Consider the following 15,962-nt stretch of genomic DNA (forward strand, 5'->3'; position numbering starts at 1 on the left):
AGCACCCATGTATAATTTAATTCATTTTGCATATACAAAGTCACATAATTACAAAACCGAAAAAAGTATATTTAATATTATCACAGGTAAAAAGTCGCATCAAACCTTTTTCGATGCCTGTAGTCAACAACTCTTATCATTGTATCATAGTATGCCCAAACTAAAATATCCATTATTCGAACAATATTCTAGTAATTCTAACATCCAAGAACAACAAATTCAAAATATCATTAGCCATCCTCGACATACTTATGATAGTTTGTTAAATACTTTCAATGCGATACAATTGTTGACTCAAACATTATCGAATACCCAACATAACAATTATCAATTTATACCTATTACACAACATAGAGTAGTTCACCAGAAAGTTAAATATTTATATAAGAAAATTTCTGACGGCCATTTAGAAAAATCATTTATAGCAGAACTCACATTACTTTTTCAATCTTTAACTAAAAAAAATAATGACATATATATTCATTATTATTTACAAGGGTTTGAAGAAAGTATGTACACAAGACAACAAATTAGTTTAATTGAAGAAATATCACAAGAAATGCTTTTTGAATTAGAAATGAGGGATTTAATTACTTTAATGTTTGAAATAGAGAACGAAGAAAAATACCCACTATTACATAACTTAATTATTCTTCCAACATTATTAAACAAAACCCAAAAAACATATTTAGGAATACAAAATGGATTAAACTTCAAACAACTTGCTGCGCAGCAAAATGTTAAACCTAATACAATCGATGATCATATTTTAGAATTGTTTATCAAAGGATACATAACCGATTACGATAGTTATTTAGACCATATAGAATACAAACCATTTATGACTTATTATATAGCTAATCGCAGTGAGAGACTGCGCAACTATAAGGACACTTTCTCTGAACTCAGTTACTTTGAAATTAAATTAATTATTGTTGGTGTCGAAAGAGGTGAACTAAATGTTACATGAAGACTTAAAAAAATGGTTTGGATTTGAATCATTCAAACCAGGTCAAGAAGAAATTATTAACAACGTACTTAATAACGTCGACACTTTAGGCATTTTACCTACTGGTAGTGGTAAAAGCTTATGTTACCAATTACCAACCTATATAAAACAAAAAACAACATTAGTTATTTCTCCGTTAATTTCATTGATGGATGACCAAGTTATGCAACTCAAGTTACAGGGCGAAAAAAATGTATGCTGTATACACTCGGGCATGGATGAAAATGAAAAGCAACAAAATATTAATTGTTTGAAACAAAGTAAGTTTATATTTTTAAGCCCAGAATTTATATTACAAAGTTACAATTTTAAATTAATTAAAGATTTAACTATCGGTATGATTGTATTAGATGAGGCACACTGTTTATCAGAATGGGGTTATGATTTTAGGCCTCATTACGCGCTTATAGGAAAAATCGTAAATCATTTTCAAGAAGCTACCGTATTGGCATTAACTGCAACCGCACCTTCTTACTTAACTTTTGATTTAGAACAAATATTAAATAAATCATTTTCAGTTATAAAAAATAGTATGAATAGAGATAATATTTCTCTAACGCATAAAAATTTTGCTGATGATGATGAAAAATTAAAATGGCTATTACCTACATTAGAGCAGTCAGGTCCAACAATTATTTATGTGTCCTCTAAAAAAATGTGTCTATCACTAGCTCAAAGTATATATAATTATGGCTTTTTAACTGGTATTTATCACGGCGACCTATCCTACCAAGAAAGACATACCGTACAACACCAATTTATTAATAATGAAATCCCTATTATTGTAGCTACAAGTGCTTTTGGAATGGGAATTAACAAAAAAGATATCAGAACAATTATTCACTTTCATTTATCTACAAGTCCATCTAGTTATATGCAAGAAATAGGTAGGGCAGGTCGTGATGGTAAACAAAGCCAAGCAATAAGTCTTTACCAACCTGATGATAGCTATCTTTTAGAAACGTTATTATTTACAGATATAATTAACATTGAAGATGTAAATGCATATGAATTATCTCAGTTCCTACCACCAGAAAAGTCAGATATACTTGATGTACTACGTACACAGTATACTTTTGCCCAATTACGTAATATCTTTGATATGGCTTATAAGCGCAAAAAGACAGGTTATATACGTATGTTAGGCTATAAAAATATCGATCAATGTAGAAGGTCTTATTTAATTGAATTTTTTGATGAAAGTTTGGTAGAAAAACCTGAATTATGTTGTGATAATGATTGTGAATTAAAATTAATAAATATAATAAATAGAAAAAAAGTAAAAAGAAAAATGGATTTTAATGAAAAAATACAAAATTTGTTTAAAAAATAGACAATTACTTTACTTCACATTTTCAATCAAGCTATAATACGACATATACACTTATTTAACAGTATTTTTTCTAAAAAATTTATACATATTTACGTTCTGTTAGGGTAAAACAGTATATAATTAAACAAAAAGGAAGGATGATGAATTTGTCTAAAAACAATTTTAAAGATGATTTTGAAAAAAATCGTCAATCTATTGATCCAAAAGAACATCAAGATAATACCAAGGATTCAGTTAACAATTCGGTTGACAATGTAAAAGAGGAAGTTTCTGATAAAACAGACGAACAATTCCCTCCAAGAAATGCACAACGTAGACAACGTAGAAGAGATACTGCTACAAACCAAAGTGAAGACGAACAGACTAACCAAACAGACCAACAAGAACATAGTGAGGATGATGCGTTTGGTAGTGAGCAGTATAACGATGGCAATTCAACATCTGACCCAACTGTAGGACGTGAAACTGACGATCCTTCACAAAACAACAATTTAAATCATGAAGCTGCTAATGATAAAGCAAACACTAATGATCATGAGTATAACAATGATAATAACGCTTCGCCGAACCGCGAAAGTTCTAAGAAAAAAGGTGCTGCTGTAGCAGGTGGAGCAGCAGCTGCTGGAACTGGTGCTGCTGCTAGCCATTCAAAATCAAGCGGTGGTAATAGTGGTAACGGTAACGGCGGCAACGGTGGTAACGGTGGTAATAACAACAATGACGATGACGACAACAAGAAGAAAAAAGGTGGTTTATTAGGTAAATTACTACCTATTCTTGCTGCTATCTTAATCTTAGCTGCTATTGCTATATTCGCCGGTATGGCACTTACTGGAAACAACGACGATAGTAACAACAACGATGATAAAAAAGTCGCTGATAATAAAGATAAAGATTCTGATAAAGACTCTGACAAAGATAAAAAATCAAATGACGATAAAGCTAACAAAGATGATGACAAAAATGCCTCTTCTGACTCAGATGACAACAGTAATTCTTCAGATGATGGTAATAGCGATTCTGATCAATCTGATTCTGACTCTCAAGACCAAGCAAATAGCGATCAAAACCAAGCAAATAGCGATCAAAACCAAAATGATCAAAACCAAGCTAATCAAAGTGATCAATCACAACAAAATCAACAAGGCAGTCAATCACAACAAAATGATCAAGCCAATACACAAAATGGTTCAACTGAACAATCTCAAGGTTCATCAAATAATAACCAACAGAATGACCAAGCTTCAACTAATAATTCTGGACAACAAACACATGTTGTAAATGGCCAAAATCTTTATAGAATTGCCATCCAATATTACGGCGAAGGTTCTCCAGAAAATGTAGAAAAAATTAGAGAGGCTAATAACTTACAAGGTAATGACATCCATAATGGTCAACGTTTAGTTATTCCTCAATAAAAAATAAGTATTTATTTCATAATTCAAAATGGATACCAGTAATAATCCATTCATATAAAAAAGATCTCACTATGCGTTAATTCTTGTAGTGAGATTTTTTTATTTTCTCAATATATTTATAGAGCCAAATAATTTTGTAATAAAATTTTCAATTTCTTTCATTTGGTTTTTTTAAAACTATTGGTATAATATATGGGTGGTAAAAGGAGGACGAAGGAAGAATGCAAACTGTTGAAAGTATAATTATAGGCGGCGGCCCTTGCGGACTTAGCGCTGCTATTGAACAAAAAAGAAAAGGTATAGATACATTAGTTATAGAAAAGGGGAACGTTGTAGATGCTATTTATAATTACCCAACACATCAAACGTTCTTTTCTTCAAGCGATAAATTAAGTATTGGGGATGTACCATTTATAGTGGAGGAAAGCAAACCACATCGTAATCAAGCATTGGTTTATTATAGAGCTGTTGTAAAACATCATCAACTTCGTATTAATGCTTTTGAAGAAGTCCTCACAGTAAAAAAAATAAATAATCGTTTTACAATAACGACTACTAAAGATGTATACCAATGTAGGTTCCTTACTGTAGCTACAGGTTATTACGGACATCATAATCAACTTGAAGTTGAAGGCGCTGAGCTTCCAAAAGTTATGCATTACTTTAAAGAAGCACACCCTTATTTTGATCAGAATATAGTAATTATTGGCGGTAAAAATTCTGCTGTTGACGCAGCATTGGAATTAGAAAAAGCTGGCGCAAACGTTACGGTCATTTATCGCGGTAGCGATTATCCTAAAGCAATTAAGCCATGGATATTACCGAACTTTGAATCTCTCGTCCGTCACGAAAAAATTAATATGGCATTTGATTCAAATGTGGTTAAAATAACTGAAGATAGTGTTATTTATGAACAAAATGGACAAACATTAGAAATAGCTAATGATTATGTTTTTGCGATGATAGGATACCACCCAGATTATGAATTCTTACAATCTATAGGTATTGAAATTAACGAAAATGAATATGGCACTGCGCCTGTCTATAATAAAGAAACATATGAAACAAATGTAGAAAACTGCTATATTGCAGGTGTTATTGCTGCAGGTAACGATGCAAATACAATATTTATCGAAAACGGTAAATATCACGGTGGTATCATAACTCAAAGTATTTTATCTAAAAAACAAACACCACTTGAATCATAAAACGATTATTGCCTAATCACTGTTTAACTATGTATTTATAAAATTTCTTATTAAATAAAAAAAGTGCAGTCATTTATAATTTACTATAAGTGTCTGCACTTTTTTATTTATATATAACAATTCATTATAACTGTGATTCGAAATACTTTTTCAATTGTTCTGAAGATAATTGATTACTTAAGCCTACAAGTAGTTTTAAACGCGCTTTAGGACCATTTAAGCCATTTGAAAAAATAACGCCTTTATCAGCTAAAGTTGCACCGCCACCTTCATATGCGTATATAGGCCCAACGATACCATTGAATGATCTAGAAACTAGAACAATTGGTATATTTTTACGTAAACAATTATCCAAACCTTCTAAACTAGTTGGTGGTAAATTACCTTGTCCAAGTCCTTCAATAATAATACCGTCTACATTATTTTGGCTATAAAAAGACAACACATCACTGTGCATCCCCATATATGCCTTAACCAAAGGAATGTTTAAATTATGGTTAATTTCATTAAGGATTAGATGCTCAAAAGGTTTGTGATGAAATTGTACACTGTTTTTAGTTACCACACCTAAAGGGCCATGGTTAGGACTTTGGAATGTATTCGTATTAGAAGTATGTGTTTTCGTTACATTGCGAGCAGTATGTATCTCATCATTAAAGACAACCATAACACCCATGTTTGTAGCTTCATCACTTGTTGCCACTCTGATTGCAGATATGAAATTATATAATCCATCAGAACCAATTTCGTTTGAGGAACGCATTGCACCTGTAATTGCTATAGGTTTAGAAATAGCAACAGTTAAATCTAGTAAGTATGCAGTCTCTTCTAATGTATCTGTACCATGCGTGATGACAAAAGCATCATAACTTTCATTTTGAGCTGCATCTTCAATTAATTCTTTTAATTTTTCAACATATTTAATGTCCATGTGTGGTGACGGAACATTAAAAGGTGTAATTTCAGTTACATCAGCATACCTTTCTATTACATCCTTATGATTGGATATAGGATTGTCAGTATTTGTAACTACTTTATTAGCTTCATCTTGTGACATGCTAATAGTGCCACCAGTATGAATAACAAGAACTTTTTTCATGCGGGCATTCCTCCTATTTATAAAGTACATATTTATGATAAAATATTATTCATAAAACAACAAGGAAGGGTTACTAAAATGAAATTATTAAATATCGCACTTGATGGACCTGCAGCAGCAGGAAAAAGTACAATTGCTAAGCTTGTTGCTGGTGAATTATCTATGATTTATGTAGATACTGGTGCAATGTATCGTGCAATTACTTATAAATACTTACAACAAAATAAAATTGAGGACTTTAATCAATTAATCGATACTACAGAGTTATCACTCACTTACGATGAAATCAAAGGTCAAAGAGTCATTTTAGATAATCAAGATGTCACTGATCACTTAAGAGAAAATAATGTGACAAGTCATGTATCTTATGTGGCATCAAAAGAACCAGTTCGTACTTTTGCTGTAAAAAAGCAACAAGAACTAGCAGCTAAAAAAGGTATTGTCATGGACGGTAGAGATATCGGAACTGTCGTATTACCGAATGCTGATTTAAAAGTTTACATGATAGCTTCAGTAGAAGAACGGGCATTGCGTAGACAAAAAGATAATGAGCAAAGAGGTATTGAATCCAATCTAGAACAATTGAAAAAGGAAATTGCTGACAGAGACCATTACGATATGAATCGTGAAATTTCTCCTTTGATGAAGGCTGATGATGCTATTACTGTGGACACAACAGGTAAAAGTATTGAAACCGTAACAGCAGAGATATTATCTTTAGTAAAATCATTAGATTAATTGTAGTAGTCTCAGATTTGTTATCAATCTTTTCATATAGTGTAAAAAGGTTATACAATGAGAAAAGTGGGTATATAATATACGTGCATTATTATAATAAACAGAATTACTATACTATATAAATAAATGTAAAATACAGGTGAATTTTTTGTTATTTTTGTTAGCTTGAAAATCCCTATTTTACAAAATATTAACAAATTAAAATCGTTCCCTCGAATAAAGGGGAATTTCTTGACAATTCTGTCAGTTTATAAGATGTTATAATTATGTAGTGTAATAAGGAGGCAGACAAGATGACTGAAGAGTTCAACGAATCAATGATTAACGAGATTAAAGAAGGGGATAAGGTTACTGGTGAAGTTCAAGAAATTGAAGAAAAACAAGTAATCATTCATGTCAACGGTGGTAAATTTAATGGTATAATCCCTATTAGTCAACTTTCAACGCATCATATTGATAATCCAAGTGATGCTGTAAAAGTAGGCGATGAAATCGGCGCATATGTTACGAAAGTAGAATATGACGAAGAAAATGAAACGGGCGCTTATATTCTTTCAAAACGCCAACTCGAAACTGAAAAATCATATGAATTTTTACAAGAACAGTTAGATAATAATCAAACTATTGAAGCTAAGGTCACTGAAGTTGTGAAAGGTGGCTTAGTAGTAGATGTTGGTCAAAGAGGATTTGTGCCAGCCTCATTAATTTCTACAGATTTCATTGAAGATTTCTCTGGTTTTGAAGGACAAATTTTAAAACTTAAAGTTGAAGAATTAGATCCTGCAAATAATCGTGTCATTCTTAGTCGAAAAGCAGTAGAGGCATTAGAAAACGCAGAGAAAAAAGATAAACTACTAGAGTCACTTAGTGAAGGTGACGTTATTGAAGGTAAAGTAGCGCGTTTAACTAATTTTGGTGCTTTTGTTGATATCGGGGGCGTGGACGGTCTTGTACACGTTTCAGAATTATCACATGAGCACGTTAAATCACCTGAAGACATTGTAGCTATTGGAGATAGTGTGAAAGTTAAAATTAAATCTGTCGATAAAGATTCTGAACGTATTTCACTATCTATCAAAGATACATTACCAAGCCCTTTTGAAGCAATCAAAGGCGAAATCAATGAAGGTGAAGTTATTGAAGGTACAGTTGTTAGATTGACAAACTTCGGTGCTTTCGTAGAAATTCAACCTGGCGTACAAGGATTAGTTCACATTTCAGAAATTAGTCATTCCCACATCGGTACCCCTGGCGAGGTATTACAACCAGGTGAAGCGGTGAGCGTAAAAATATTAAGTGTAGATCCTGAAAACGAACGCATTTCATTATCTATAAAAGCAACATTACCAGATGAAAATATTATTGAAAGCGATAGTGCAACTACGCAATCTTATTTGAATGATAATTCAGAAGATGAAGATAATCCTACACTTGGTGATGTGTTTGGAGATAAATTAAAAGATTTCAAATTTTAACATTATGAGTAATAGCAATTTTAAATCTTGTCCTAGTATATGATAGGGCAAGATTTCTTTTTTTGTTATTCAAATTCCCCATTAGAAATCTAAAACAAAAATGTTGATTTAATATTTCTTTTGATTTAATTACCCCTTATGATAGAATTATAGAGATTAAAGAAGAGAGGAAGTTAGTTTATGACTAAACCTATAGTAGCAATTGTAGGCAGGCCAAATGTTGGTAAATCTACAATTTTTAACAGAGTCGTAGGTGAACGTGTTTCAATCGTAGAAGATACACCAGGTGTTACTCGCGATAGAATTTATTCATCAGGTGAATGGTTAACTCACGATTTTAACATTATTGATACTGGTGGTATCGAGGTTGGAGATGCTCCATTCCAAACACAAATTAGAGCACAAGCTGAAGTTGCAATCGATGAAGCCGATGTAATTATCTTTATGGTAAACGTAAGAGAAGGCTTAACTCAAAGCGATGAAATGGTTGCTCAAATGTTATATAAATCAAAAAAACCGGTAGTATTGGCAGTTAATAAAGTTGATAATCCAGAAATGAGAAACGAAATTTACGATTTCTACTCACTTGGATTTGGGGATCCGTATCCAATTTCTGGTTCCCACGGACTAGGTTTAGGTGATTTATTAGATGAAGTGGTTAAACACTTTAAAGAAGAAGAACCTGACCCGTATGATGATGATACAATACGTTTGTCAATCATTGGTCGTCCAAATGTTGGTAAATCAAGTTTAGTAAATGCAATTCTAGGAGAAGATCGTGTAATCGTATCAAACGTAGCTGGTACAACTAGAGATGCTGTTGATACCGAATATAGTTATGATGGTCAAGATTATGTATTGATAGATACTGCAGGAATGCGTAAAAAAGGTAAGGTCTATGAAAATACAGAAAAATATTCAGTATTACGCGCATTAAAAGCGATTGAGCGTTCTAATGTAATCTTAATTGTTATTGATGCAGACCAAGGCATCATCGAGCAAGATAAACGTGTTGCAGGGTATGCACACGAAGAAGGTAAAGCAATTGTAATTGTTGTAAATAAGTGGGATACCGTTGATAAAGAAACAAATACTATGAAGAAATTTAAAGACGAAGTTCGTAAAGAATTCCAATTTTTAGATTATGCAGAAGTTGCGTTTGTCTCCGCAAAAGAGAAGCAACGTCTCAGAACATTGTTCCCATATATTAAAGAAGCTAGTGAAAATCATAAAAAACGCGTTCAAAGTTCAACACTAAACGAAGTGATTACGGATGCAATTTCTATGAACCCTACACCAACTGATAAAGGTCGACGTTTAAATGTATTCTATGCTACACAAGTCGCTATTGAACCACCGACATTTATTGTCTTCGTTAATGATGTTGAGCTATTGCATTTTTCATACAAACGTTATTTAGAAAATCAAATTCGAGCTGCATTCGGCTTTGAAGGTACACCAGTACACATTATAGCAAGAAAAAGAAATTAATTACCGGGGGGATTCCATGTCTAAAGTAACTGTCTTTGGTACAGGAAGTTTTGGTACGGCATTAGCAAATGTCTTAGCTGAAAACGGACACCAAGTTTTAATGTGGGGAAAAAATGTACAAACAATCAATGAGATTAATTCGCAACACATTAATAGCAAATACTTAAAAAATGCGCAGCTCAATGACACAATAGAAGCAACATTAGATATTAATAATGCTGTATCATTTTCAGATGTTTATTTAATGGCTTTACCAACTAAAGCAATGAGAGAAGTAGCGAAATCAATTGATGCGCTATTAACATCTAAGAAGACCTTTATCCATGTTGCTAAAGGAATTGAAAACGAGACATATAAACGCGTTTCTGAAATGTTAGAGGATTCAATTTCATCAGAGCATAACGCAGGAATTGGGGTGCTATCTGGGCCAAGTCATGCTGAAGAAGTTGTAATCAAGCAACCAACTACTGTAGCAGCTTCATCTAAAACACCTGAAGTCAGTCAATTAACACAAGATCTTTTTATGAATGATTATCTACGTGTTTATACAAACGATGACTTAGTAGGTGTTGAATTGGGTGGTGCGTTAAAAAATATTATTGCAGTAGCTAGTGGTGTTATATCAGGTATGGGATTTGGTGATAACGCTAAAGCAGCACTGATGACTAGAGGCTTAGCTGAAATTAGCCGCTTAGGTGAGAAGTTAGGCGCAGATCCGATTACATTTCTAGGTTTAGGAGGCATTGGCGATTTAATTGTAACATGTACTTCAACGCATTCTAGGAACTACACACTTGGTTATAAATTAGGAGAAGGTAAATCATTAGATACAGCTTTAAACGAAATGAACATGGTTGTCGAAGGTGTCTACACAACAAAATCTGTTTACCACTTAGCTAAAGAGGTCGGAGTAGACATGCCAATTACTGCTGCTCTCTATAGCGTATTGTTTGAAAACAGACCTGTTGATGAAAGCGTTAAAGACTTGATGGGACGTGGAAAAAAAGCAGAATAACGAAGTATTATTACACTTTTTAGTTAATTTATATCAATTAACTGTCAAAATCCTATTATTTCAACGTTTTTTGCGCATAAATCATTGCAGTAGCAGTAATCGTTGTGTTAAAGTCATAGCATAATGATATTAAGTTATCATTATTAACCCTAGGGGAGGTGAATTCATAATGAACAAGACAGATTTAATCAATGCTGTTGCAGAACAAGCCGACTTAACTAAAAAAGAAGCTGGTTTAGCTGTAGATGCAGTATTCGAATCAATTCAATCATCACTTTCTAAAGGTGAAAAAGTACAATTAATTGGATTCGGTAACTTCGAAGTACGCGAACGCGCTGCTCGTAAAGGCCGTAACCCTCAAACTGGTAAAGAAATTGATATCCCTGCAAGCAAAGTTCCAGCATTCAAAGCTGGTAAAGCATTAAAAGATGCAGTAAAATAATTCTTTACTTAAAGTAAAGCCCTTTTCAAGGGGCTTTTTCTTTTTATATAGGGGATTTTTTATAAAGCTTCAAATCATATATCTTTTAACTTTATAATTGTGATATCATTCGAAGTAGCGATTTTAAATAAATGTAGAGATACAATTACAGAAAATTAATGAATTTATTAAATAATTTACATATAACAATTACTCGATTTTACAAATATATGAGTATTTTCAACATATATTACATAAATATCTTTTACTTTGATTTACGTTGATTTTATTTTTCTCTATATAATGTTAATATGTATATGGATAATAACGTGAGGTGTGAACATGGAAACGACATTCAGCATTTTAGAAACTCAAATTGCACAGCGGCTCAGCAGTGTAAATCATTACGAACCAATTTATATCAATCAAGCATTAGCAGAAATACTTGATTCTTATGAGATACCTCAAGAAGCTAAATTAGCTTGCCTCACAATAGATACTGCGATGCGTCACTTAGACGAAGTTTCAACTACGTTATCGTCTAAAAAATCTATTTTAATCGGCGACTTATTAAGCGCTCATTTTTATACATTATTAGCAAAACTAAATGATCCAATTTATCAAAAAGAAATTAGTACAGCAATTGTTGTAGTGAATGAAATGAAATCTTCTATTCATCATGCCGCAATTGATAATAACGTTATTAGTGACTATATTTTAAAAATTGAAAATACTTTTCCACTTATTACGATTAAAAGATATGTCTCTGATGTTAATATTAATTTTATCAATGACAAAATGATAGCGAGTTTAGTTGAACATCACCCTTCTTACTTAAGCGAATTTTCTAAAGAAAAACTAGATGGTTTTATAGATAAATTAAAAGCTGAAATACATTCAAAAAGAGGTAATTAACATGGCAGATAATAAAGCAAAAAAAGAACAAGTACACAATGTTTTTCAAAATATTTCTGGTAAATATGATCGACTTAACAATATTATTAGCTTTGAACAACACAAAACATGGAGAAAACGTGTTATGAAAGAAATGAACGTTAAATCTGGTAGCAAGGCACTGGATGTATGTTGTGGTACAGCTGATTGGACTATCTCATTAAGTAAAGCGGTAGGGCCAGCTGGTGAAGTGATCGGAGTTGACTTTAGTGAAAACATGCTTGAAGTAGGTAGAAGTAAAACATCAGATATGCATAACTTAAAACTTGTACATGGTGATGCTATGAATTTACCCTTTGAAGACAACGAATTTGATTACGTTACTATTGGTTTTGGTTTAAGAAATGTTCCTGATTATTTAGCAACTTTAAAAGAACTGAACCGTGTTTTAAAACCTGGTGGAATGGTTGTTTGTTTAGAAACCAGTCAGCCGACGACACCTGTTTTCAAACAGTGCTACAAACTTTATTTTAAATTCGTAATGCCTATATTTGGTAAAATATTTGCGAAGTCTAAAGACGAATACGAATGGTTACAACAATCTACATTCGATTTTCCAGATAAAGAAAAATTGAAACGCTTGTTTACACAAGCTGGTTTCAGCAACATAAAAGTCCGTAGCTTTACAGGTGGCGTTGCAGCAATGCACCTTGGCTATAAATAAAATGAATCAACCAAAGGTGATTAGCGTGGCAAAGTTAAACATGAACAGCGAAATTAAAAAAATTGAAAAACAGTTAGAACAGTCTATAAAAAGCAACGACAAGATTCTTGAGTCAGCGTCATATCATTTGTTCTCGTCAGGTGGCAAACGAGTCAGACCCGCTTTTGTAATTTTAAGCAGCCAATTTGGTAAAGAAAGAAATGAAAAAGTCTACCGTGTTGCCGTGGCGCTTGAACTTATCCATATGGCAACATTGGTACATGATGACGTTATAGATAAAAGTGATAAACGAAGAGGCAGCTTGACTATAGCAAAAAAATGGGACCAAAACACAGCCATACTCACAGGCAACTTCTTATTAGCTCGCGGACTTGAGCATATATCTAACGTAGAAGACAATCGTGTACATAATGTTATATCAAATGCGATTGTAGAAGTCTGTATGGGTGAATTATATCAATTCCAAGATCAGTTCAATGGTAATCAAACAATCACCAACTATTTGCGTAGGATTAACCGTAAAACTGCATTACTTATTCAATTATCCACTGAGGTAGGGGCAATCGCTTCAGGAGCAGATGCTAAAACAATTCACAATTTGAAAATGATAGGACATTATATTGGTATGAGCTTTCAAATCGTCGATGACCTCCTAGACTTTACAAGCACCGAAAAAAAATTAGGGAAACCAGTTGGTAGTGATTTAATGAACGGTCATCTTACGCTTCCAGTGCTATTAGAGATGAAAAAAAATGAAGAATTTAAGTCACTCATACAACAATTAAATGCAAATAGTAGCCAAGAAACATTTGATTATTGTATTAATCATGTGAAAAATTCTAATGTTATACAACAGGCTCAGGCAATCAGCGACAAATATTTAGATAAGGCACTTTACTTAATCGACCAATTAGAAAACGAAGATTCAAAACCACTATTTAAGAAGCTAATTAAAAAAGTTGGGAAAAGAAATGTGTAACTTGTGTGAAAACCATTGAAAGCGCTTTAATTAACTGTTAATATATTAATGTGCTTCAAAACATACTTTTATTTTGATACATATGCAATTCTATATGTTTTTGAAAAATTAAAGTACATTGATACATAACAAACAGGGGGATAAACACACAATGGAAAGAACATTTTTAATGATTAAACCGGATGCAGTGCAAAGAAATCTAATAGGGGAAATTATTTCTCGTATTGAAAGAAAAGGACTAAAACTTGTAGGTGGTAAGTTTATGACTGTACCACAAGCACTTGCTGAGGAACATTATGCAGAACATACAGACAAACCTTTCTATAAACACTTAATTAGCTTCATTACATCAGCCCCAGTATTTGCAATGGTTGTTGAAGGTGAAGATGCTGTACACGTTGCTCGCCACATCATCGGCAAAACAAATCCGTCTGAAGCAACTCCAGGTACAATACGTGGAGACTTAGGTTTAACAGTAGGTAGAAATATTATTCATGGTTCAGACTCAGTAGGATCAGCTAACAAAGAAATTAATCTTTGGTTTAAATCAGAAGAATTAAGTGATTATATTGAATCGCGTGAAGAATGGTTATATGAATAATTGAAATACTTCTAAAATAATTCGAAAAAAAACTTATTTTAGAAAATAAAAAAGCGATGACTTTTACTGATATAAAGTGAAAGTCATCGCTTTTTTATATTTTTTTGTCGAATTACAGTATTCTTTTAAAGCTTTATGCATGATAAATCATTTAAAATTATGGTATCGTAACCATTTAAAAACAAAATTTAATATTAATAAAAATGTTTAAATGTTACACTGAAAAATAACATTCTAACGGCAAAAATTTAAGAAGAATCATCATTTGTAAATTTTTCTGTTAATTTGAACAATTGAATATGATAAGATATAGAACATATATCAATTTAAAGTATTAAAGAACGGAGTGGGTAAAGTATGAGATATTTAACTTCTGGTGAGTCACACGGACCGCAGTTAACTGTAATTATTGAAGGTGTTCCAGCAAACTTAGAAATCAATGTTGCTGACATTAACGAAGAAATGTTTAAAAGACAAGGCGGATACGGACGCGGGAGACGCATGCAAATTGAAAAAGATTCTGTTGAAATCGTATCTGGTGTAAGAAATGGCTATACTTTAGGTAGTCCTATCACGCTTATAGTCACTAATGATGATTTTACACATTGGAAAAAAATCATGGGCGCAGATCCAATCAGTGAAGAAGACCAAGATAATATGAAGCGTGTAATTACTAAACCTCGTCCAGGACACGCAGATTTAATTGGTGGTATGAAATATAACCATAGAGATTTAAGAAATGTCTTAGAACGTTCTTCAGCAAGAGAAACAGCTGCACGAGTAGCTGTTGGTGCAGTTTCTAAAATATTACTAAAACAATTAGATATTAATTTTTACAGTAGAGTAGTAGAAATCGGCGGTATTAAAGATGATTTAGAATATGATATCGATACAATTAAATCTAATATTGATAAAAATGATGTGCGTGTCGTTAATGATGAAATTGCGCAAGCCATGCGTGATAAAATTGACGCAGCTAAAAAAGCCGGCGATACAATTGGTGGTGTGGTTCAAACTATTATTGAAGGTGTGCCTGTTGGTATTGGTAGTTATGTTCATTACGATCGTAAACTTGATGGCAGAATTGCACAAGGCGTAGTAAGTATTAACGCTTTTAAAGGTGTAAGTTTCGGAGAAGGTTTCAAGGCCGCCGAGAAACCTGGCAGCGAAATACAAGATGAAATATTATATGATACGGAAAATGGTTATTATAGAGGGTCAAATCACTTAGGTGGTTTTGAAGGTGGTATGTCAAATGGTATGCCAATTATAGTCAACGGTGTAATGAAACCTATTCCTACACTTTACAAGCCTTTGAACTCAGTAGATATCAATACTAAAGAATCATTCAAAGCGTCAATTGAGCGTTCTGACAGTTGTGCTGTGCCTGCTGCAAGCGTCGTTGTTGAAAACGTAGTCGCTTTTGAATTAGCAAAAGCATTACTAGAAGAGTTTCAATGTAATCATATTGAGCAATTACAATCTCAAATCAAGGAACGTCGCTTATTAAATATTGAATACTAGTCAACAAATTAAAATTTAAGAAATAATAAGGTG

The 15,962-nt window shown here is 32.7% G+C and carries 15 protein-coding genes; 14 read left to right on the forward strand and 1 reads right to left on the reverse strand.

All coding sequences use genetic code 11. The annotated features are described in order from the left end of the window. The first annotated feature begins 7 nt into the window (after window positions 1–7). From J5E45_RS01735 to ypdA, 4 genes are all read left to right on the forward strand, one after another. Window positions 8–970 carry a helix-turn-helix domain-containing protein gene (locus tag J5E45_RS01735; protein WP_208181505.1) on the forward strand — a complete coding sequence of 321 codons (963 nt, stop codon included), beginning with the start codon at window positions 8–10 and terminating at the stop codon, window positions 968–970. Then, the gene (locus J5E45_RS01740; RefSeq protein ID WP_101049407.1) at window positions 960–2,342 is read left to right on the forward strand and encodes a RecQ family ATP-dependent DNA helicase; all 1,383 of its coding nucleotides are present in this window, start codon (window positions 960–962) and stop codon (window positions 2,340–2,342) included. The genes J5E45_RS01735 and J5E45_RS01740 overlap by 11 nt, the downstream gene beginning before the upstream one ends. Window positions 2,343–2,488: 146 nt before the next feature. Then, a complete protein-coding gene (locus J5E45_RS01745) occupies window positions 2,489–3,760 on the forward strand; it encodes a LysM peptidoglycan-binding domain-containing protein (RefSeq protein WP_420882513.1) in 1,272 nt (423 codons plus the stop codon). 221 nt (window positions 3,761–3,981) lie between these two features. Continuing rightward, entirely contained in the window at window positions 3,982–4,968 is a 987-nt protein-coding gene (ypdA, locus tag J5E45_RS01750) for a bacillithiol disulfide reductase YpdA (protein ID WP_039068356.1), read from the forward strand. 124 nt (window positions 4,969–5,092) lie between these two features. On the opposite strand, the gene J5E45_RS01755 is transcribed toward ypdA, so the two are convergent. Then, a complete protein-coding gene (locus J5E45_RS01755) occupies window positions 5,093–6,067 on the reverse strand; it encodes an asparaginase (RefSeq protein WP_039068355.1) in 975 nt (324 codons plus the stop codon). A gap of 78 nt (window positions 6,068–6,145) precedes the next feature. On the opposite strand from J5E45_RS01755, the gene cmk reads away from it, so the two are divergent. The 10 genes from cmk to aroC all read left to right on the forward strand — a co-directional run bounded on the left by cmk (window position 6,146) and on the right by aroC (window position 15,929). Further along, entirely contained in the window at window positions 6,146–6,805 is a 660-nt protein-coding gene (gene cmk / locus J5E45_RS01760; protein ID WP_107550127.1) for a (d)CMP kinase, read from the forward strand. A gap of 293 nt (window positions 6,806–7,098) precedes the next feature. After that, window positions 7,099–8,280 carry a 30S ribosomal protein S1 gene (gene rpsA, locus J5E45_RS01765; RefSeq protein WP_039068354.1) on the forward strand — a complete coding sequence of 394 codons (1,182 nt, stop codon included), beginning with the start codon at window positions 7,099–7,101 and terminating at the stop codon, window positions 8,278–8,280. Between the two features lie 180 nt (window positions 8,281–8,460). Further along, complete coding sequence (gene der, locus J5E45_RS01770) at window positions 8,461–9,771, forward strand: ribosome biogenesis GTPase Der (RefSeq protein WP_069793045.1); 1,311 nt, start codon at window positions 8,461–8,463, stop codon at window positions 9,769–9,771. A 16-nt stretch (window positions 9,772–9,787) separates the two neighbouring features. Next, window positions 9,788–10,786 (forward strand): NAD(P)H-dependent glycerol-3-phosphate dehydrogenase, encoded by a 999-nt coding sequence (locus tag J5E45_RS01775; RefSeq protein ID WP_069793046.1) that lies wholly within the window; start codon window positions 9,788–9,790, stop codon window positions 10,784–10,786. Window positions 10,787–10,955: 169 nt separating this feature from the next. Next, window positions 10,956–11,228: an HU family DNA-binding protein gene (locus J5E45_RS01780; protein WP_002483248.1), complete on the forward strand. Its 273-nt coding sequence runs from the start codon at window positions 10,956–10,958 to the stop codon at window positions 11,226–11,228. Between the two features lie 321 nt (window positions 11,229–11,549). After that, the gene (locus tag J5E45_RS01785) at window positions 11,550–12,122 is read left to right on the forward strand and encodes a hypothetical protein (RefSeq protein WP_039068351.1); all 573 of its coding nucleotides are present in this window, start codon (window positions 11,550–11,552) and stop codon (window positions 12,120–12,122) included. A gap of 1 nt (window position 12,123) precedes the next feature. Further along, on the forward strand, window positions 12,124–12,825 hold the full coding sequence (locus tag J5E45_RS01790; RefSeq protein WP_039068350.1) for a demethylmenaquinone methyltransferase: 702 nt from the start codon (window positions 12,124–12,126) through the stop codon (window positions 12,823–12,825). Between the two features lie 25 nt (window positions 12,826–12,850). Next, window positions 12,851–13,804 carry a polyprenyl synthetase family protein gene (locus J5E45_RS01795; protein WP_176723096.1) on the forward strand — a complete coding sequence of 318 codons (954 nt, stop codon included), beginning with the start codon at window positions 12,851–12,853 and terminating at the stop codon, window positions 13,802–13,804. A 151-nt stretch (window positions 13,805–13,955) separates the two neighbouring features. Next, window positions 13,956–14,405, forward strand: coding sequence for a nucleoside-diphosphate kinase (gene ndk, locus J5E45_RS01800; protein ID WP_069793047.1), 450 nt, complete (start codon window positions 13,956–13,958; stop codon window positions 14,403–14,405). A gap of 357 nt (window positions 14,406–14,762) precedes the next feature. Further along, window positions 14,763–15,929, forward strand: coding sequence for a chorismate synthase (gene aroC, locus J5E45_RS01805; protein ID WP_069793048.1), 1,167 nt, complete (start codon window positions 14,763–14,765; stop codon window positions 15,927–15,929). Window positions 15,930–15,962: the final 33 nt, after the last annotated feature.

This window comes from Staphylococcus shinii (assembly GCF_017583065.1).
In the GTDB taxonomy this organism is placed as follows: Bacteria; Bacillota; Bacilli; order Staphylococcales; family Staphylococcaceae; genus Staphylococcus; species Staphylococcus shinii.

Coding starts and splice junctions, on each gene's coding strand:
- J5E45_RS01775 (WP_069793046.1), top strand. CDS start 9,788: ATGTCTAAAGTAACTGTCTTTGGTACAGGAAGTTTTGGTACGGCATTA.
- ypdA (WP_039068356.1), top strand. CDS start 3,982: ATGCAAACTGTTGAAAGTATAATTATAGGCGGCGGCCCTTGCGGACTT.
- J5E45_RS01735 (WP_208181505.1), top strand. CDS start 8: ATGTATAATTTAATTCATTTTGCATATACAAAGTCACATAATTACAAA.
- ndk (WP_069793047.1), top strand. CDS start 13,956: ATGGAAAGAACATTTTTAATGATTAAACCGGATGCAGTGCAAAGAAAT.
- der (WP_069793045.1), top strand. CDS start 8,461: ATGACTAAACCTATAGTAGCAATTGTAGGCAGGCCAAATGTTGGTAAA.
- cmk (WP_107550127.1), top strand. CDS start 6,146: ATGAAATTATTAAATATCGCACTTGATGGACCTGCAGCAGCAGGAAAA.
- rpsA (WP_039068354.1), top strand. CDS start 7,099: ATGACTGAAGAGTTCAACGAATCAATGATTAACGAGATTAAAGAAGGG.
- J5E45_RS01785 (WP_039068351.1), top strand. CDS start 11,550: ATGGAAACGACATTCAGCATTTTAGAAACTCAAATTGCACAGCGGCTC.
- aroC (WP_069793048.1), top strand. CDS start 14,763: ATGAGATATTTAACTTCTGGTGAGTCACACGGACCGCAGTTAACTGTA.
- J5E45_RS01755 (WP_039068355.1), bottom strand. CDS start 6,067: ATGAAAAAAGTTCTTGTTATTCATACTGGTGGCACTATTAGCATGTCA.
- J5E45_RS01780 (WP_002483248.1), top strand. CDS start 10,956: ATGAACAAGACAGATTTAATCAATGCTGTTGCAGAACAAGCCGACTTA.
- J5E45_RS01740 (WP_101049407.1), top strand. CDS start 960: ATGTTACATGAAGACTTAAAAAAATGGTTTGGATTTGAATCATTCAAA.
- J5E45_RS01790 (WP_039068350.1), top strand. CDS start 12,124: ATGGCAGATAATAAAGCAAAAAAAGAACAAGTACACAATGTTTTTCAA.